The organism is Thermomicrobium sp. 4228-Ro (assembly GCF_026241205.1).
Taxonomy (GTDB): Bacteria; Chloroflexota; Chloroflexia; order Thermomicrobiales; family Thermomicrobiaceae; genus Thermomicrobium.
Window position 1 is genome coordinate 641,132 of sequence record NZ_JAPFQM010000006.1, and the last position, 17,501, is coordinate 658,632.

Here is a 17,501-nt window from a genome sequence, read left to right on the forward strand (position 1 = left end):
GGAGGCTGCCGGTGCTGTTGCGCTATTCCTCCCGACGCGCACCGCTCCGTGCCTTTCTCACCGAGGCCCTGGACGGTGCACTGGCATACGATCGGATCGCTGGTTTCTTCAGTTCCTCGATCCTCGAGGTCGCTGGAGAGCCGCTGGAGCGGATGGCACCCGGTGCGCGGGTGCGTGTCGTCGCCAACTCCGCGTTGCAGCCGCTGGACGTCGCGACGGCACGGGCGGCGAAGGCCGCGATGTACGCCGAGTGGTGCCGGTCGCTTCCGGAGTACCTCCCACCCCGGTTGAAGGAGCGGCTCCGTCGCCTCTACACGTTTCTGGCGAGCGGTCAACTCCAGGTGCGCGTCTTGCCCGATGCCTATTTCGGTCTCATCCACGGGAAGGCCGGCGTGATCACGCGAGCCGATGGCTCGCGGATCGCGTTTCTGGGAAGCGTCAACGAGTCACGGGAAGCGTGGGAGGTCAACTACGAACTCCTCTGGGCTGACGACTCGGAAGCCGGTGTCTCCTGGACGATAGAGGAGTTCGAGGCGCTCTGGCACCACGCTGGTGCCGTCGATCTGGCTGATGCCGTGGTTCGGGATATCGAGCGCCTGACGCGCCGGATCGTGGTACCGAGTATCGCCGAGTGGCGTGAGCAGTACCGAGCGGAGCCGGCTGCTGCAGTGGTGGAGCTGCCGGTCGCTCGCCAGGGAACCGGCTTGTGGGCGCACCAGAAGTACTTCGTCAAGCTCGCGTTCGACCTGCATCGCCAGCGTGGGGCCCGGCTCCTCCTGGCGGACGAGGTTGGGCTCGGCAAGACGGTCCAGCTCGGGCTCGCGGCCAAATTGATGGCCCTCTGGGGTGGTGGGAATGTCCTGGTGCTCGTCCCCAAGCCCCTCCTCTGGCAGTGGCAAGACGAACTGTGGGACTTGCTCGCGGTGCCCTCGGCGGTGTGGACAGGCCGGGGTTGGACCGACGAGAACGGCGTGGACTATCCGGCGAATGGGCTAGAGGGACTGCGCCGCTGCCCACGAAAGGTGGGAATCGTCTCGGCTGGGCTCATCACGCAGTCCGATGAGGCTGCCGAGATCCTGGCTAGCCTCCGCTACGAGTGTGTGATCCTCGACGAGGCACACCGGGCGCGACGCCGAAACCTCGGTCCATCGCATCGCAACGAGAAGGCCGATCCGAATAACTTGCTCCGCTTCCTGCAGCGTGTGGCCGAGCGGACGCGGAGCCTGCTCCTCGCGACGGCGACACCCGTGCAACTCGACCCGATCGAGGCCTGGGATTTGCTGGAAGCACTCAATCGCGGTAACGAGACCGTCCTCGGAAGCCGGTACAGTCGATGGCTCACTCGCCCGCGTGAGGGGCTGGACTACGTGCTCGACCGGGCGAGTCCGCCGGACGACGTGCGGGAAGTCTGGGAGTGGGTCCGCGATCCGTTGCCGCCGGCGAGCGAGGGACCAGTCTTCGCTATCCTCCGCCGGTCACTCGGGATGAACGAGACGGAAAGCTGGGCACCGCCGGAAGCGTTCGATCGTCTCGCTCCACCAGCGCAGCACCAGCTCGAGCGTCTCGGCCGCGAGTTCTTCCGGAACCACAATCCCTTCGTTCGACATATTGTCCGGCGAACGCGCGAGTTCTTGGAGCAGACCATCGACCCCGAGACGGGTGAGCCCTATCTCACGCCGGTACGGGTCCGCCTGTTCGGTGAAGGCGAGCACGATGCGCTCTTGTTGCCGCCGATTCTCAAGGATGCCTACAAGACTGCTGAAGAATTTTGTCAGGAAGTGGCATCGCGCCCTGGGCTCAATTCGGGTTTTCTCAAGACGCTCCTCCTGCGCCGGGTGGGGAGCACGATCGAGGCGGGGAGGTTGACCGCACTGCGACTCCTCGAAGGAGGTGAGCAGGCCGATGAAGATGAGGAGGAGGAACGCCCCTCGCTCCTCTATCCCCTCACCGAACGGGAGCGGGACTTGCTCGAGCGCTTTCTCCGGTTGCTGGAAGCGGCGAGGGAGGAAGACCCAAAGTTGCAAGCGGTCACCGATTTGCTCTGCCACGGTGTCGACGATACCGGACCGTGGCGGTCTCTCGGCTGTATCGTCTTCAGTCAATATTATGACTCGGCGCAGTGGCTAGCGCGACGCCTCTCCGAGCAGCTTCCCGAGGAGGAGATCGGCCTGTATGCTGGCTCGGGCAAGTCGCAGCTCTTCCAAGGGGAACTGCGACGCGCGTTGGCCGGGATGTACTCAAGGAGCGTGTGCAGCGGGGGAATTGCGCATTTTGGTCGGGACGGACGCTGCCTCGGAAGGGCTCAATCTGCAGCGACTCGGGACACTCATCAATGTGGATCTGCCGTGGAATCCGACCCGTCTCGAGCAGCGTAAGGGGCGAATCCAGCGGATCGGTCAGCCTCGGGCGGTCGTTTTTCTCGCCAACCTGCGCTATCGGGGATCGGTGGAGGATCGGGTGCACCAGCTTCTCTCGGACCGGTTCCGTGCGATTCACGATATGTTCGGTCAGCTCCCGAGACACTGGAAGATGTATGGATCGCGGTCGCCCTGCACGAGGAAGAGAAGGCTCGGCACCTCATCGATGCCGTACCCCGGAAGCATCCCTTCGCGCTTCGCTACCATCAGATCACGCCCGTTTCGTGGGAGACTTGTGCAGCCGTGCTGGAGCGAGAGAGCCAGCTGGAGTTGCTGCGTCAGGGCTGGCAGTGAAGAGCGCGTCGAACAAGCGACGCGCTGAGGCTTCTGCATCGTTCGAGGTATCTCCCTGCACTGTGGGGTGGAGCGCAGGGGCGCCACCACGGAGAACTCCCGCCCCGTATCGCGCCGCAAACGCAAGCGCTACAGCAGAGTGGCGTCAGCGTCGCGGATCCAAACCTCCCTTCGTACCATGCCGCAGACGCTCGTCTCAGGCAGCGCACCCCTGGGGAGCGACGGGTGGGGCGATGCTGGTGCGGCGGCGACCACGCTGCTCGATGAAGAGCCCCGCTACGCTCCGGGAGCGGCGGGTGCTGTAGCCAAAGAGGCGCGGTCGCCTCGCTGTCCTCGCGAACGACGCCAGGCGACGGGCGCTGCCGAGGCAGCGGGCGGGGCGGGAAGCCTGCCGATCGCCCAGCCCCTCGGCGTCTCCTACCGACCGCGTCCGACCAGTCCCGCCCCGAGTGCGAGCAGCGCGAGGGCGAACCAGCCGCGCACGACCGGTATGGGGAGGGCGAGCGGGTCGGTGAACGGCTCGAAGGTGAACGTGCCGATCGCCGGCCAGGCGCCCCAGGCCGAGCGGAGCGGGAGCGCCAGCCACGCCGCGACGGCGATCAGGCTCACGAGATGCCAGGGGACGGAGGTGGCGGTCGCGAGGAGGATGGCGACCGCGAGCGTCGCCAGGGCACTCGCGAGCAGCCACGTCGCGCATTCCAGGCGCCCGAGCGGTGTGTCGGGGAGATAGGCCATGGGTGGGTCGGCCAGCAGGTAGCCGAACCAGACCAGCTGGCTGGCCGCCCAGAGGAGGAGCAGCAGGACGAGGAGATACAGGACGAGGAAGCGGAGCGACGCAGCGGACACCTTCCGCATCGTCAGGACTCCTCGGCACGGCCGAGTTGGACGGTGATGGTCCCGCTACTGCTTTCCGTGCCCCAGCCGAGTTGGAACGAGCAGGGTTCCGCCGTGAGCCGCTCGAGCTGCAGCCGCACGGTGGTCGCCTGGGTGAGATCCGACCAGGCGAGCGACGACGCACCGCTGGCGCTCCGCACGCACGGTGACGGGAGGAGTTCGAGCCGGGCCCGGCGCGGTGGTGTGCGCCCGCGCGGTGCCAGGTGCACGCGCAGCTCGAACGGCGCGCCGACCGGAGGCGGGTCCCGTGGTGCGGCGACCGACACCCAGAGGGAGGGGAGACCGCGCCGGGCGATCTCGATGCCCGAGTCGGGGTAGACGAGCACGCTGCGGACGCGGACCGGTCCTTCACGCTCGAAGTGCAGCGTCAAAGGAGCAGTCCCGGGTTGGCGCCAACCGTCCGGGACGATGTTGGCCAGGACGAGTTCGACCGCAGGACCGAGGACGAAACCCTGTCGTGGGCCAGCGAAGAGGTCGAGCGTGTCCCACTCGAGGATGCCGCCGGTCGGCTCGGGTGACCAGCGGACCCGCAACAAGAGCGCGCTGCCGCCGGCGCGCTGGTCCCACACCGAGAGCGTGCCGGGTGGGCCAGCTGGATCGAGTTCGACGCGGAGGTGGAGGAAGAGCGTGACGACCGGACCGGGCGTCGGCGGCAAGTCGAGCGGGAAGAGCTCGAGCTGGCTCGGCAACGGGTCGCTCAGCTGGACCGTCCGCAGTCCGTAGTCGGCGAAGGAGCGGAACCCCACCGCTGCCGCCGGACCGAACCGGGTGAAGGAGACGAGGGGCACGAGCAGCGCGGCGAGCAGGAGGGGGAGGAACACGGTCGTCAACCGGTCTGCCACGGTGCTCCTCCCGCCGGTCATCACTCAACGGTCCTCGCTGCCTGGAACCTGGCGCTGGCTGCGGTACACCCAGAAGGTGAAGAGTGCCAGGACGAGACAGCCGTAGAGCACCGCGTGGTGGACGAAGAAGGGCGGACCGTAGAACAATCGGAGATCGCGGAAGAGACTCTCCGGATGGGATTCCCCGGTGTGTACCCAATTAAACAGGGACTGGAGTATGAAGTAGAGGGAAGGCAGCAGGAACCCGACGCATGATACCAGCGGGAGCCAGAGCCGGACACGGCCGCGCGAGAGCGCCCACGCCGAGACCGCGAAGAGCGAGCCGTAACCGAAGAGCAGGATGGCCAGGACGCGCAAGTCGAACCGCAGTTCCGGGTAGTCTTCGCGGAAGGAGCGCCAGAGCTAAAAGAGCGTCGCTCCGTAGAACAGTGCTCCCAGGAGCGCGAGCCCGAGTGCGACACCCTTGCGCAGGGACTCGGGGATGGGGTGGCACGTTGGCAAGCCAGGCACGGCACCGGTGCGTTCCGTCGGCATGAGCACCCCCTCAGGGTAGGACGACGATCGTCGCGTAGCCGTTGCTCAGGTAGAAGTTGCGGTTACCTTAAAGCCGAAGATCGTACGGTACGGGCAACGGCGTTACGCCCCGACGAGATCGTCGACCGCCAGCGACATGTCCGGGAACGCCTGGGGGCTGACCAGCTCACCGGGGCGATGGACTGATGAGTACCGGTATCCGCCCGCATCCGGTAAGCGGAACGCGAGCACTTGCTCGCCCGCGAGGTCGACGAGCCAGACTTCCGGGATCCCAGCCCGGGCGTACAGGGGGACTTTGATGTCCCGGTCGTAGGCGAGTGTCGTGTCGCTCACTTCGACGAGGAGCAGGACGTCGGCAGGGCCTGGTCCGGAGCGGGCGTAGAAGTCGGCGCGAGGGCGCAAGAGGGCGAGGTCGGGCTGCGGTAGCGAGCGGTCGCTCAGCCGGACCGGTCCCTGTGGCTGGACGATCGCTCGACCGTGCAGGGCACGGACGAACAGCTCCGTCAGCCGGTTCACGCAGGCCTGGTGCGCCCAGCCGATCGGGTTCATGTCGTAGAGTTCTCCTTCGATGAGCTCGACTCGCGCGTCTTCGCGCAGGATGCCCGCCCGGACCATTCGTTCCAGGTCGTCGACGGTGAAGCGGTGGGTAGTGGGGAGCCGGCCGGTTGCCTGTGCCATCGCTCGTCCTAGCGAGTACGCCGTGCGGCGCGGTCGGAGATGCGTCGATCACGTGCCCAGCAAAGCCGCGACGTCGATCAAGAGATCCGGAAATGCGAGCGGGCTCACCAGCTCGCCGGGGCGCACCACTACGCTCGCGCGGTATTTGCCTGCATCCGGCGCTCGGAACACGAGCACCTGTCCGCCCGCGAGGTCGACGAGCCAGACTTCCGGAATCCCTGCCCGGGCGTACAGGGGGACTTTGATGTCCCGGTCGTAGGCGAGGGAGGTGTCGGCGACCTCGACGAGCAAGAGCACGTCGCTGGCTGCCGGCCCCTCGTGCCGGTAGTAGTCCGGTCGCGGTCTGAGCAGCGTCAGATCGGGCTGTGGAAGCGAGCGGTCACCCACGCGGATGGGACCCTGGGCCCGGACGATCGCGCGGTCGCCGAGTTGCCGCACGAAGAACGCCGTGAGCCAGTCGACACAGGCCTGGTGCGCCCAGCCGATCGGGTTCATGTCGTAGAGTTCTCCTTCGATGAGTTCGACCCGCGCGTCTTCGCGCAGGATGCCGGAGCGCACCATGCGCTCGAGGTCGTCGACCGTGAAGCGGTGCCGCGTCGGTACCTGTGGGACTGTCTGCTGCATGGTACCGCCCTCCCCGCTGGCGTCGTCTGGTCGTGGCAAGCGTAGCATGCCAGCGCGATCGTCGCTCGGCGGGACAGGTGGGCTCTCCTGCGGGGCGCACGCCGCTCGCCCCGAGATGCCCTGCACGGCTCCAGCCTACTCAGCGACTGGGGCGCATCACCGTTCCGTCATGGTCGCGATGAGCGCTGCGCCGTAGAGCGTCAGTACGGCGGCGAGGTTCGCGGCGACGAGTATTCCGGTGACCGCGCCGAGTAGGCCGTACACCGCGCTCCCGTTGCCGAGCCACTGGACTGCTGCGATGATCGCGAACTTCGTGGCTTCCCAAGCGAGTGCGGTGGCGAGAGCGCTGCTGCTGACGAGACGCCAAGAGGGTGACGGCGCAGGCAGGAGAAAACGGTAGAGGAGCGCGAACAGTACGAAGGAGGTGAGCAGACCGCTCCCGAAGCGGAGCGCAGCCGGTAAGGCCAGGACGAGGCCACTCACGATGCCACCAGCCGTGAACCAGATGAGCGCCAGCCCGACCGCTCCGACAGTCGCACCGATGCCGTAGAGGCGCTCGCGGACGAACGAGGCTGGTCGTTCCGGCGCCGCTACGGCACGGAGCCCGCGTCGCAGCGCTGCACCGAGTGCACTCGCTGACCAAAGGCAGAGCAGTATGCTCACCAGTGCCAGCGGCCCGCTCGCGGTGTCTGCGTGTCTGGTGAGGATACCGCGGAGTTCCGGCTCCAGTGGTGCGGCTTGCGGCACCTCGGTCAGGAGGAACCGGAGAACGAGGTCGGGCGGGATCGTCCTGCGCAAGAGCGTGCTCGTCACGGTGGCGAGGAGGAGCAGGAGCGGTCCGAGTGCGAGCATCGCGTTGTAGGCGATGGCTGCCGCGTGGAGAGCCCCGTCGTGCGAACGGAAACGCAGGAAGGCACGCCAGAAAACCGTCTGTCGGACAGATCGGTAGGCTGCACGCAGGAACCAGCGGCCTGACATCGTCCCTCTCCGATCGGACGCCTGGCTCCGCCCCGCAGGTCGCAGGCGCGTTCGCGGTCGCCTGCCAGGTAGGCGTCGGCCCTGAGAAGGCGGGACGTTCAACCGGTTGCCTGCGCACCGGTCTCCCCGCTGGCCGGTACGATCTCGACCTCCACCTCGTCGAAGCGGATCGTCACGGGTGTCGTGTCGAGCCGGTGCGCCAGCAGCCCGACCCTTCCCTCGCCGATGAGCGGGTCTTCCAGGTCGGCAACCGTCTGCCCGGCAACGCGGAAGGTGAGATGCGTGTCCTGAACGGTCAGGTCGAGTTCGAGCGGATCGGAGGCCGAGACACCGGCCGAGAGCGGTGTTGCAGGCACGAGGTCGATGCCTTCGCCAGCCAGTGCGAGTGCGCAGCGCGCGAGCAGTTGCCCTCCGGTGCGGACGACCGAGCAGAGATAGAAGCTCGCCGTCCCGTCGTCCTCCTGGCTGAAGCGGACGACCAGTCCGGCTTCCGACTCCTCCGGCAGGCGCACCAGGGCGCGGATCCGCTGGTCCGTCCCAGGGGGAACGGAAGACGGCCAGACGATCTCCCAGCCCTGGGGTCGGTTCAACGTGTACTGGTAGGAGCCTTCGGAAATCGCCCGGCTGGCCCGTTCGTCAGCGCCGGTCGGCCAGTCGGCGCTCGCTGCGTCGTCGAATGTCCACCGCTCGTGCTGCGGTGTGGGGACGGGGCGGGCAGGACGCGGCTCGACGCGGAGAACCGTGGGCTGACTCTGACTCGGCTCGCCGACCCGCACCTGCGTGCGCAGGACGACGGTCCCCTCCGGCCGAGGATCGCGGAGTTCGGCCGTGAGATCGTCTCCTTGCCGGTGTTGCCGGAGAAGCGCACAGACTTGCGCGAAACGGGAGACCTCCTGCTCGTCCAGCCGGGTGAGCAGCATCCCTGGGCGAATCCCGGCGGTCGCTGCTGGCCCACTCGAGGTTGCTTCGATGACGACTAGGCCGGAGGGAGTGCCGAAGCGGGCGGGATTCCGGTGCTCGCTCAATCCGAGGCCGAGCCAGAGGAGCCCACGTCCTTCAGCGAGCGACTGGGCGATCTCCAAAGCCGCCCCCGCTGGGAGAAAGCTGCCAGTGGGGAGCAAGATCCCGATGACCGCCCCGAAACGATCGGCCATGAGGGCACCCGGGGCGAGGTCGCCGACCGCGACGTTGACGCTCACGACGTCCCGCTCGCGGCTGCGGTCCGGTACGGCTCCGGTCGCAGCCGCCGGTAGGCTGACGGGTGGTTTCTCCGGTGCGGCTGCCGAAAAGCCATAGACGATGACATCCTCGCCGATATCGGGAACCTTGTCGACCGCCAGCGGGGCCAACGCGAGTCGCTCGGGGGGTGTGACGCGGACGACGGCGACACCGTCGCAGAGACTGGCACCGAGGAGTTCCGCTGGTTGCGGATCGCTGCCCTCGGGCAGGCGAACCTGCACGCCGCTCGGGGGGCGCTCGTCGATCGGCGGGGCGCTGGTCAGGATGAGGCCCGGAGCGTAGGCGACGCCGGTCGTCGCGAACGGCTCGCCGTCCCCCATCAGGTACTGGACGAGGACGGTCGCTGGCCGCAAGCGCTCCTCCACCTCGGGCCAGGCGAGCGGCTGATCGCTCGCCTGCGGCACAGTCGGCGTCGGAGTCGGCTGGTTGCGGAAGGGCATGCCCCGGCATGCTGCAGACAGGAAGACGAGCGCGAGCACGAGCGTAGGGAGCGACGCCACCAACCACCGTCTGCGACTCGTCTGGTCTGGGGTTCGCACCATCGTCTCAGCCGGTTCCGTTTCGCAGCCCAGTGTAGTGCAGCCACAGAAAATGCGCAAGACGCGCACTCCGGGGGCTCTTTGGTCGGCTACCCGCACCGAGATGGTCACAATGTGACCTCGTGCTCCTATGGAGCAGCAGACACCTTGCCGATATCTCGGAGGAGGACTGAGTGAACGTGTTCCCAGCGACGAAGGCGAGGTGCTGTGATGGTGCGCGAGGAAAGTGCCGGCCAGCGAATGACGGGGATCGATCTGCCGCCCGAGTCTCGGGGCCTGACCGCGCGCTCGCTTTGGGAGTTCTTGCGCGATGGATTCGGGCAGGGCGTGTCCTGGTTCAGCCGACCGATCAGGTTAGAGTGCGATGAGTCGGCGGCCCGAGCTCTGGCTCGCGCGCTCGAGCGCTTCCGAGATGACCTCTTGGCGACGATGCGGGCGCTCGAGACAGCGGTGCGGCGCTCGGCAATCGGAGTCGCGCGGAGCGCGCTGCGCATCCAGGCGGTAACGACGGAGATCGATCGGACGCGCCAGCGGGCCGAGGCCGTGACGCGGGCCTTGCGCGAGGTGCAGGCCGGCGTGGAGGAAGTGGCCCAGGCGACAGCGAGTGCTGCAGCGGCGGCACGGGCAGTCGACGAGCACGCTGCTCGAGGCCGCGAGACGAGCGCGCGAGCCGCGAGCGAGGTCGCTGCCCTCCGGGCGCAGGTGCAGGAGGTCGCCGAGCGCCTGCACGCTTTGCTCGGCGATGTGGCGGCGATCACCCGGGTGAGCGAGCTCATCGCCGGGATCGCGAAACAGACCAATCTGCTGGCGCTGAACGCGGCGATCGAGGCAGCGCGAGCAGGTGAGCATGGCCGTGGCTTTGCCGTGGTCGCCGAGGAGGTGCGCAAGCTGGCCGAACACGCAGCGACCCAGACGCGGGAGATCCGCGCGCTGACCGATGCCGTTGCTGCCCAGCTAGCACCGGCCCGCGAGGCGTTGCTGGAGAGCGTCGCGTCCGCGGAAGCCGCGGCGACTGCCACAGCGGACCTCCAGCAGGTCTGGCAGGCGACCAGTCAGCTGGCCGCGACCGCTGCCGAGGCTGCTGAGGCGATCGCGACAGCGGTGCAGCAACAGACCGCGGCACTGGAACGAGCGACGAGTTCGCTCGGGGACATCGTCGCGAGTATCGGCGCGGTCGAACAGCAGGCCCAGAAGGTCGCGCAGGAGACGTTCGCACTCGCGCAGCTGGCCTCGGATGCCTATGGCCAGCTGGCCAAGGTCGATACCGGCACCACGTTCCACCGGGCACTCGTTGCCTGCCGCGAACTCGCCGAACGGTGTCAACGGGTCTTCGAGCGGGCGATCGACGAGCGGCGGGTCCGCCTCGAGGACGTGCTGGAACTCCGGTACAGCGAGATCAAGGGTCCAGCGATCCGTTCGCTGGCGCGCCTCTTCGACGTGAGTCGTGTCCCACCGGAGGGGTTCCAGCCACCGAAGTACAGCACGGCCTACGATGCTGTCGTCGACCTCGAGCTGTCCGAGGAGATGGAAGACATCATCCGCCGGGAACCGAAACTGGTCTTCGCGCTGCCGATCGATCTCAACACCTATGCGCCGATGCACAACCGGGCCTTCTGCAAGGACTGGACCGGGATTCCGGAACGAGACCTTGCGGGTAACCGGGTGAAGCGCTTCTTCTGGGATCAACGTGTGCTGGTGCGCGGTGCACGGGTCGGCCTGGGCGAGGCAGCGGAACGCTTGCCGAACATGGCGACACGCGCCGACTTCCTGCGCGCCGGGTGCGATCTGCGTGAATCGCCGCAGCAGCGGGAAGCGTTCCTCGTGCAGACCTATGCCCGCGATACTGGCGAGGTGATGACCGTGATCACGGTGCCGATTTTCGTCAAAGGGCAACGCTGGGGTGCCGCACTGGTCGGATGGAAGGAAGAGGACTGAGATCCTGTGCTCAAGGACGCGCACTCTCTTGCCGAAGAAAGAGATCGAGTGCGCGCTGAGCGGTATCGATCGGTGGGAGCGTGGCCGATGAGTGCGGGATCGATCGGGAACGGGAATTTGGGAACCATGCACTCGATGCGTACGCGAGAGCGGGTGGGCATGCTCGACGGGAACGGAGTGGACGAGGCGAACTGGGTGGCGGCTCTCGATGAACTCGCGGTGGCGCTCGCCCGTGGCGACCTCCTTGCAGCGGAACAGGCGGTGATGCACCTGCCACCAGCGATGCAGACGCAGTGGAGCGGTGTGGTGGCGGCCTGGCGGGATCGGATCGCCGAACTCCTGGTCGCCGCGTCCGGCGCCGTGGCGGAAGGGCTGCGTCCAGTGCGGGCCGCCGACGAGTTCTCGCGGGCGTTCCGCGAGCAGAAGGAGCAACTGAGCCAGGCTGCGAGCGTGGCGCGGGAACTCGCCCGGGCGGTCGAGCTCGTGTTCGGAAGCGTCGGTCAGGTCTCCGACGCGGCGCGTGGGGCGGCGGAGCGCGCCGAAGCAGGTATCGGGCGAGTGGACGAGGCGTTGCGCGCGCTCGCGGACGTCGCACGCTCGGTCAGTGAATTGCAGAACCGGATCGAGGAACTCTCCAAGGCAGTTAACCCGATCACGCAGGTCCTGGGAACGATCGCGACCATCGCCAAGCAGACGAACCTCCTGGCGTTGAACGCTGCGATCGAGGCGGCGCGAGCCGGTGAACACGGACGGGGTTTCGCCGTCGTTGCCGAGGAGGTGCGGCGGCTCGCGGTCTCGACGCAAGAGGCAGTGGCAGGTATCCGGGAACAAGTACAGGCCTTGTCCGAGGGGATGCAGCGTGTCGGCGAGGCGATGGGCGTCGTTGCCGAACAGGTCGAGAACGGCGCGCTCGTCGCAGCCGGCGGTCAGGAAGCGCTCGCGTCCATTCGGAAGAGTATCGATGCAATCGTTGCCCCGCTGCACGATATCGCCTCGGCGGCAGAAGAGCAGGCCCAGTCGGTCAGTCAGCTTGCCCGGAACGTCGAATCGGTGGCGGAACTCGCTGAGTCGGTCGGGAAGCGAGCGGACGAGCTGACAGTCGGGGTCATCGAGCAGATGCAGCGGCTCCGTGCGATGCGCGAGCTGATCGCGCAGACAACGCTGACGCTTTCCGATGCGCAGCTGGTCCAGGTCGCCAAAGCGGACCATCTCCTCTGGGTACAGCGGTTGCTGGCGATGCTGCACGGCAAGGAACAGCTCCAGCCCGAGCAGGTGGCCGATTGGACGGCGTGCCGCTTGGGGCGCTGGTACTACGGACGCGGGCGCGAGCGCTACGGACACTCCAGCGTGTACCGGCAACTCGAGCAACCGCACCAGCGCTTGCACCAGACGGCTGCTGAAGCCGTGCGGGCCTGGAATCGCGGTGATCGGGAGCGGGCCCGCGAGTTGGTCGAAGAGGTCCGGCGCATCTCGAAGGACATAGTCTCGCTCCTGGAGGCGTTGCGCACGGCTTGAGGGAGTGATCCGCGAGCGCATCGCTCGCTCGTACGGTGCCGAAGGACGAAATACCCGGTCAGGTTGGCTGTGCCGCGAGTTCGGTCGCTGCTGCCATGAGCTTCGGCGACTCGATCGGGGCTCGTGGGTCGTGCGTCCGCTCGAGCAGGCAGAGTTCGAGCGAGTATTCCCACATTCGCCGTACCCGATCGAAACGGCGCTCGACGTAGGCCGTGAGAGCCGCCTCCAGGTCGCTGTGGCGGTCGAGTTCCTCAGCCAGTACGACAGCATCCTCGATCGCCATGGCACCGCCCTGTGCGGTGTGTGCGGTGAGTGTATGCGCTGCATCGCCGACGAGGACGATCTGGCCACGGTGCCACGGCTTGGGAACGAGGATCGTCTCGAAGGGTCGCAAGACCACTCTGGCTGGATCCGTCATCGCTTCAGCGAGCGCGGCCAGTGCTGGGACATGGCGATACCCGTCGAGACGCTTCCGCATCTCCTCGGCCAGCTGCTCCTCCGGATAGCGGAGTGGTTTGCCGGGCGCCCCTTCGGTGATGAATATGTACATGGCGTCCTGCGCCATCGGTGCGACACCGACCTTCGGGTCGCCCAAGTAGATCCAGCTCGCATCGAGTCCCTCGGCTCGGAAGGGAAACGCGTACCGCCAGACCATCTGGTCTTCGTAGCGCGGTGGTGGTACTTCGGGGAAAGCGAGGTGTCTCACCCGCGAGCGGAGACCGTCGGCCCCGACGACGAGATCGTACGTCGCCTGGCGGCCGTCGCTGAACTGCACGACGACGTGGTCACCCGCCTGCTCGATCCTATCGACCGTGATACCGAGGGTGACGCTGACAGCAGCTTCGCGGATCGCGGCTTGCAAGATCCGGTGGAGGACTGGGCGCGCGATACCGAGGATCGAGGGATAAGAGGTTCCGGCGATCGGCGGGGTAACGAGTTCACCGATCCGTGCACCGTTGGGGGCGAAGAGAATCGTGGACGGTGATGGGTACCCTCCCGCAATCACCCGGTCGGCGAGTCCGATAGTGTCCAGGGCGCGGAGCGCGTTGGCAGCGAGGAGGATGCCAGCCCCATAGACATCCCACTTCGGATTGATCTCGGCGATGTCGATTTCCATCGCGATGCCGCGCTCGCGGAGCGCCAGTGCCGTACACATACCAGCGATACCACCACCGACGATCAACACGCGCCCGAGTCGCATGACTTCACTCCTTTCCGCGTTGCACGGCTGGACGGTTGGCCGAGCGATCGAGATCGACCGGATCGAGGTCTCGTTCGGCAGCGCACGTGATCCGCTGCGTGCCGAGCCCGGTGACCGTCCCTTCGAGGACGTCGCCCGGACGGAGGTACCGGTTGTAGTGCGCACCATTGCCAGCTGGTGAGCCGGTGCAGATCAGGTCGCCCGGGAGGAGCTGGACATGACGCGAGATGTATTCGATGAGGCGTGCGACGTCGAAGATCATGTCGCTGGTCGATTCGTGTTGCATGACCTCACCGTTGAGGGTGAGGGTGAGCGTGAGCTTCTGGGGGTCAGGGACGAACGGTGCTGGCGTCAGGTAAGGGCCCATCGGGAGGAAACCAGGTGCGCACTTGGCAGCGAGCCAGTCCATACCCATTTCCGGGATATCTGGACGGTACACGAGATCGCGTGCCGTGATGTCGTTCACGATGACGTATCCCGCAACGTACTCGAGGGCACGTTCGCGCGGGACACGCCGGGCCGGTCGGCCGATGATCACACCCAGTTCGAGTTCCCAGTCCACTTGCGTCGATTCGGGCGGCAGGAACAGCGTTTCGTAGGGGCCGATGACGGTGGAGGGTGCTTTCAGGAAGACGAACGGCTTTCCATGCTCTGCACGCTCGTCCATCATCCGCCAGGCCCATTCGTACCGCTCTTCCGGTTTCAGGTGCGCGACGTGTGGTCCGGACTGCGCGACGACCAGCTCGACGACGTGTCGCTTGTAGTTCGCACCGGAGCAGAAGATCTGACGTGGAAGATACACGGGCGGTAAGACCTGGAGCGCTGAGACCGGTAAGAACGGAAGGTCAGCGTCTTTCCCCGCTCGGATGACCTCGACGGCTGCGAGGAGCGCTTCCAGATTTTGCGGCCAGTGATCGAGCAGCCCCAGTACACTGTGCGGTTCCCGCAGGGGCTGACCGAGCGACGCACACAATGGCTCGAGTGCAGTGACCGCGATCACCTTGTCGTCCAGAACCAGCCCAGCGAACGGCGGGCTACCAGCGGCCCGAAAGGTTCCGAGTCGAAAAGACGGTTCCGTCATACCTCTCAACTCCCTCGATCGGTCATTCCATGTCGTGGTCGCGACGCTTCTTGGGCGTAGGAAGCCATCCTGCACGGGTTGGGTGACCGATCCGGTTGCGCAGAGTGCCGATACCCTCGACCTCCAACTCGACCGTATCGCCCGGCTGGAGTTCACGCCCGAGTTCGGCACCACTGCCGAAGCCGACGGTTCCCGACCCGAGCAAGGCACCGGCAGGGAGGAGTTCGCCCGTCGAGGCCCAGGCAACGAGTTCGGCGATGCTCCACAGCATGGTGCCGCTCTGTCCTTCCGACCAGACCACGCCGTTGACGCGCGCGATCATCCGGAGGTCGAGCGAGGGTAACTCGTCGAGGGTGACGATGACTGGCCCGATGGCCGTACAGAAACTCTTCGCCTTCGGTGGGCCGAGCCGGGATTCCATCTCGCGTGCCTGGATGTCGCGGGCAGTGAAGTCGTTGAGAATCGTGAGGCCGAACACGAGGTCGAGTGCATGCTCTGGATCGACATCACGCCCGGTCTTCCCGATGACCAGGCCGAGCTCGAGTTCGTAATCCATCCCGGAGTGCGCATACGGTGGCCAGGGGACTTCCGCGTCAGGTCCCACGACGGTATGGTGGTTACCGATGTAGTGCACGGGGAGCTCGTAGAGCACTGGTGCGACCGGCTTGCCGGTCACCCGTGCCATATTCACGAAGTGCCGCTCGAAGGAGACGAAGTCCCGGTACATTGTCGGATCGAGTGGCGCCACCAGCTGTCCTCCCGGTGGAAGCAGCGCGTCGCCGCTCGTGTCCCGGCTGGCTTCGCGCAAGATGTCGAGGAACGCCTCGCCGTACTCGAATGCCTGGCTGAGGCTCTCCGGGACGAGGAGCCTGGCGAGACGCTGGGCGGCGTCCCGGGTGGCACCGCGCCGCTCGGCCTGCAGGCGCGCGAACCGGCGCACGTCGATCCAGCGTTCGGGTACGAGCGTCGAGGCCACGGCGATGCGGACTTCTGGGCCATCGGGGGTCTCGTAGCGGAAGCGAGCGACCTTCATCGTCCCAACCTCTCGAACAACCGCGGTACGAGGACGCGCGCGTTTTCTCCCTCGATCGCGGGGCGTGCATGTGGCCAGCGATCGAGTTCCGGTGCAGGATCCGGGCCATCGGGAAGGGCCGCGTAAGGCCAATCGGTGCCGAAGACAATGCGTTCCGCGGGTAAAAGCCGGAACGTGGCTTCGAGCACGGCCGTGTAGTTGGACAGTGCTGTGTCGTAGAAGAGCGACCGCAACGTTTCGACAGGATCGCGTCGAAGGTGCCCGGCCAGGGACGGTTCGCGCTGCCGCACCGAAGCGATGCGATAGGCGAGGAAGGGTACCGTTCCGCCGAGGTGGGCGAACTGCCAGCGGATCGCGCCATAGCGCTCGAAGATACCGGAGAAGAGCAGCGAAACGATGGCACGGGTCGTCTCGAAGGGAAACTCGAGCACCCAGGGTGGGACGCCTGGTAGGGGGCCAGGATAGACCGGCATCGTCGGGTGCACGAAGACGTAGCAGCCCCGGGAGTCGAGGACAGCGAAGAGCGGTTCGAGTCGGGGATCACCGAGGTACATGGTGCCGGTGTTGGTCAGGAGTGTGACGCCATCGAGCTGCAAGTGGTCGAGCGCGTAGTCCAGCTCGACGAGCGCAGCCTCGATATCGGGAAGGGGCAGCGTCGCGAGTGCGGCGAAGCGTGCCGGGTAGCGCTGCACGAGTTCAGCCGCGAACTCGTTCACTACCCGTGCGAGTGCGCGCGCTTGCGCTCCGTCGCCGAAAAACACCCCGGGTGGCGGAAGAGAGACGACTGTGGCCGTGATACCGTACTGGTCCATGACAGCGAGCAGTTGCTCGACCGACCATGGTGGTACCGGCGTCGGCATACCGGCACGCTCGAGTGCTGCCCAGTAGGGCGGCGGTGCGATGTGCCCGTGAAGATCGATACGCACCATACCCTACTCCAGGATCGCGACGACACGGGCTGGTGCGGCGCTGCCGCCCACGATGCGCAGCGGGAAGCAGGCAACCGTGAAGCCGCGCGACGGCAGTGCCGCGAGGTTGCACAGTCGCTCGATCTGGGCATACGGGAGATCGACCTGGTGCGCTGCCCAGAGGATGCCAGGCTGTCGCTTCTCGAGCGCCTCGCGTGCCTGGAGATGGAGGGGGCGATCCCAGCCCCACGCGTCGATTCCCATGACGCGGATACCGCGCTCGTAGAGCCAGCGTGTCGCCTCGGGCGTCACTCCGGGGCCGCGGAGCCAGTAGTCGGGTTGACCGTAGAAAGCATCCCGACCTGTCTCGACCAGGACGATCTCCCCAGGGGCGAGCGTGTGGCCGATGCGGGAGAGTTCGGCCGCGATGTCCTCGACAGTGATGGCATCCCCGTCTGCCTTGCGGTGGAAGTCGAGCTTGACTCCAGGAGCGAAGAACCACTCGAGCGGCAGCTGGTCGATCGTCGGTGCCGGCTCGCCAGCGATGACCGAGTTGTAGTGCCATGGCGCGTCCACGTGCGTCGTACTGTGGGTGCCCATGAAGGTGATCGTCTCCCCAGCCGGCCCCTCGCCGTTGCGGAGTAGATTGCGATCGATGCCGAAAAGCTGCTCGAATTCGCGTGCACCGGCCTCGTGACCCGAGAACGTGATCGTCACCCGTTGGAAGGGTGGCACGTCCGGCGGTGTGTTCACGATCGGTGCCGATAGATCGACGAAGCGGGGCATCGC

At 66.6% G+C, this 17,501-nt stretch carries 17 protein-coding genes; 4 read left to right on the plus strand and 13 right to left on the minus strand.

Annotated elements, in window-relative coordinates:
• Window positions 1-11 precede the first annotated feature (11 nt).
• Both OO015_RS12365 and OO015_RS12370 read left to right on the plus strand, forming a co-directional pair.
• Window positions 12-2,375: an SNF2-related protein gene (locus OO015_RS12365; protein WP_265941576.1), complete on the plus strand. Its 2,364-nt coding sequence runs from the start codon at window positions 12-14 to the stop codon at window positions 2,373-2,375.
• On the plus strand, window positions 2,272-2,739 hold the full coding sequence (locus OO015_RS12370; RefSeq protein ID WP_265941577.1) for a helicase-related protein: 468 nt from the start codon (window positions 2,272-2,274) through the stop codon (window positions 2,737-2,739). The genes OO015_RS12365 and OO015_RS12370 overlap by 104 nt, the downstream gene beginning before the upstream one ends.
• Window positions 2,740-3,128: 389 nt before the next feature.
• Here the strand turns inward: OO015_RS12370 and OO015_RS12375 are convergent, their stop codons facing one another.
• The 8 genes from OO015_RS12375 to OO015_RS12410 form a co-directional block, all read right to left on the minus strand.
• Window positions 3,129-3,566 (minus strand): hypothetical protein, encoded by a 438-nt coding sequence (locus OO015_RS12375; RefSeq protein ID WP_265941578.1) that lies wholly within the window; start codon window positions 3,564-3,566, stop codon window positions 3,129-3,131.
• 2 nt (window positions 3,567-3,568) lie between these two features.
• Window positions 3,569-4,447 carry a hypothetical protein gene (locus tag OO015_RS12380; protein WP_265941579.1) on the minus strand — a complete coding sequence of 293 codons (879 nt, stop codon included), beginning with the start codon at window positions 4,445-4,447 and terminating at the stop codon, window positions 3,569-3,571.
• A 24-nt stretch (window positions 4,448-4,471) separates the two neighbouring features.
• Entirely contained in the window at window positions 4,472-4,804 is a 333-nt protein-coding gene (locus OO015_RS12385; protein WP_265941580.1) for a hypothetical protein, read from the minus strand.
• Window positions 4,805-4,849: 45 nt separating this feature from the next.
• A complete protein-coding gene (locus tag OO015_RS12390) occupies window positions 4,850-4,981 on the minus strand; it encodes a hypothetical protein (protein ID WP_265941581.1) in 132 nt (43 codons plus the stop codon).
• A gap of 102 nt (window positions 4,982-5,083) precedes the next feature.
• Entirely contained in the window at window positions 5,084-5,659 is a 576-nt protein-coding gene (locus OO015_RS12395; protein WP_265941582.1) for a Uma2 family endonuclease, read from the minus strand.
• A gap of 48 nt (window positions 5,660-5,707) precedes the next feature.
• Window positions 5,708-6,283: a Uma2 family endonuclease gene (locus OO015_RS12400; protein ID WP_265941583.1), complete on the minus strand. Its 576-nt coding sequence runs from the start codon at window positions 6,281-6,283 to the stop codon at window positions 5,708-5,710.
• Between the two features lie 156 nt (window positions 6,284-6,439).
• Window positions 6,440-7,261, minus strand: coding sequence for a YihY/virulence factor BrkB family protein (locus tag OO015_RS12405; RefSeq protein WP_265941584.1), 822 nt, complete (start codon window positions 7,259-7,261; stop codon window positions 6,440-6,442).
• 98 nt (window positions 7,262-7,359) lie between these two features.
• Complete coding sequence (locus tag OO015_RS12410) at window positions 7,360-9,000, minus strand: S1C family serine protease (RefSeq protein WP_265941585.1); 1,641 nt, start codon at window positions 8,998-9,000, stop codon at window positions 7,360-7,362.
• Between the two features lie 249 nt (window positions 9,001-9,249).
• On the opposite strand from OO015_RS12410, the gene OO015_RS12415 reads away from it, so the two are divergent.
• Window positions 9,250-10,974: a methyl-accepting chemotaxis protein gene (locus tag OO015_RS12415; RefSeq protein ID WP_265941586.1), complete on the plus strand. Its 1,725-nt coding sequence runs from the start codon at window positions 9,250-9,252 to the stop codon at window positions 10,972-10,974.
• 87 nt (window positions 10,975-11,061) lie between these two features.
• Window positions 11,062-12,489, plus strand: a complete 1,428-nt coding sequence (locus tag OO015_RS12420) for a methyl-accepting chemotaxis protein (protein WP_265941587.1) — start codon at window positions 11,062-11,064, stop codon at window positions 12,487-12,489.
• Between the two features lie 58 nt (window positions 12,490-12,547).
• Here OO015_RS12420 and OO015_RS12425 read toward each other — a convergent pair whose 3' ends face one another.
• Genes OO015_RS12425 through OO015_RS12445 form a run of 5 tightly spaced genes read right to left on the minus strand, consistent with a single transcriptional unit; the run spans window position 12,548 to window position 17,498 of the window.
• Complete coding sequence (locus OO015_RS12425; RefSeq protein ID WP_265941588.1) at window positions 12,548-13,690, minus strand: FAD-dependent monooxygenase; 1,143 nt, start codon at window positions 13,688-13,690, stop codon at window positions 12,548-12,550.
• A 4-nt stretch (window positions 13,691-13,694) separates the two neighbouring features.
• Window positions 13,695-14,771, minus strand: a complete 1,077-nt coding sequence (locus OO015_RS12430) for a fumarylacetoacetate hydrolase family protein (protein ID WP_265941589.1) — start codon at window positions 14,769-14,771, stop codon at window positions 13,695-13,697.
• 22 nt (window positions 14,772-14,793) lie between these two features.
• Window positions 14,794-15,804, minus strand: a complete 1,011-nt coding sequence (locus OO015_RS12435; protein WP_265941590.1) for a fumarylacetoacetate hydrolase family protein — start codon at window positions 15,802-15,804, stop codon at window positions 14,794-14,796.
• Window positions 15,801-16,733 carry an amidohydrolase family protein gene (locus tag OO015_RS12440; protein ID WP_265941591.1) on the minus strand — a complete coding sequence of 311 codons (933 nt, stop codon included), beginning with the start codon at window positions 16,731-16,733 and terminating at the stop codon, window positions 15,801-15,803. The genes OO015_RS12435 and OO015_RS12440 overlap by 4 nt, the downstream gene beginning before the upstream one ends.
• A 3-nt stretch (window positions 16,734-16,736) precedes the next feature.
• On the minus strand, window positions 16,737-17,498 hold the full coding sequence (locus OO015_RS12445) for a cyclase family protein (RefSeq protein ID WP_265941593.1): 762 nt from the start codon (window positions 17,496-17,498) through the stop codon (window positions 16,737-16,739).
• Window positions 17,499-17,501 lie beyond the last annotated feature (3 nt).

Coding starts and splice junctions, on each gene's coding strand:
- OO015_RS12375 (WP_265941578.1), bottom strand. CDS start 3,566: ATGCGGAAGGTGTCCGCTGCGTCGCTCCGCTTCCTCGTCCTGTATCTC.
- OO015_RS12390 (WP_265941581.1), bottom strand. CDS start 4,981: ATGCCGACGGAACGCACCGGTGCCGTGCCTGGCTTGCCAACGTGCCAC.
- OO015_RS12395 (WP_265941582.1), bottom strand. CDS start 5,659: ATGGCACAGGCAACCGGCCGGCTCCCCACTACCCACCGCTTCACCGTC.
- OO015_RS12400 (WP_265941583.1), bottom strand. CDS start 6,283: ATGCAGCAGACAGTCCCACAGGTACCGACGCGGCACCGCTTCACGGTC.
- OO015_RS12405 (WP_265941584.1), bottom strand. CDS start 7,261: ATGTCAGGCCGCTGGTTCCTGCGTGCAGCCTACCGATCTGTCCGACAG.
- OO015_RS12415 (WP_265941586.1), top strand. CDS start 9,250: ATGGTGCGCGAGGAAAGTGCCGGCCAGCGAATGACGGGGATCGATCTG.
- OO015_RS12420 (WP_265941587.1), top strand. CDS start 11,062: ATGAGTGCGGGATCGATCGGGAACGGGAATTTGGGAACCATGCACTCG.
- OO015_RS12425 (WP_265941588.1), bottom strand. CDS start 13,690: ATGCGACTCGGGCGCGTGTTGATCGTCGGTGGTGGTATCGCTGGTATG.
- OO015_RS12430 (WP_265941589.1), bottom strand. CDS start 14,771: ATGACGGAACCGTCTTTTCGACTCGGAACCTTTCGGGCCGCTGGTAGC.
- OO015_RS12435 (WP_265941590.1), bottom strand. CDS start 15,804: ATGAAGGTCGCTCGCTTCCGCTACGAGACCCCCGATGGCCCAGAAGTC.
- OO015_RS12440 (WP_265941591.1), bottom strand. CDS start 16,733: ATGGTGCGTATCGATCTTCACGGGCACATCGCACCGCCGCCCTACTGG.
- OO015_RS12445 (WP_265941593.1), bottom strand. CDS start 17,498: ATGCCCCGCTTCGTCGATCTATCGGCACCGATCGTGAACACACCGCCG.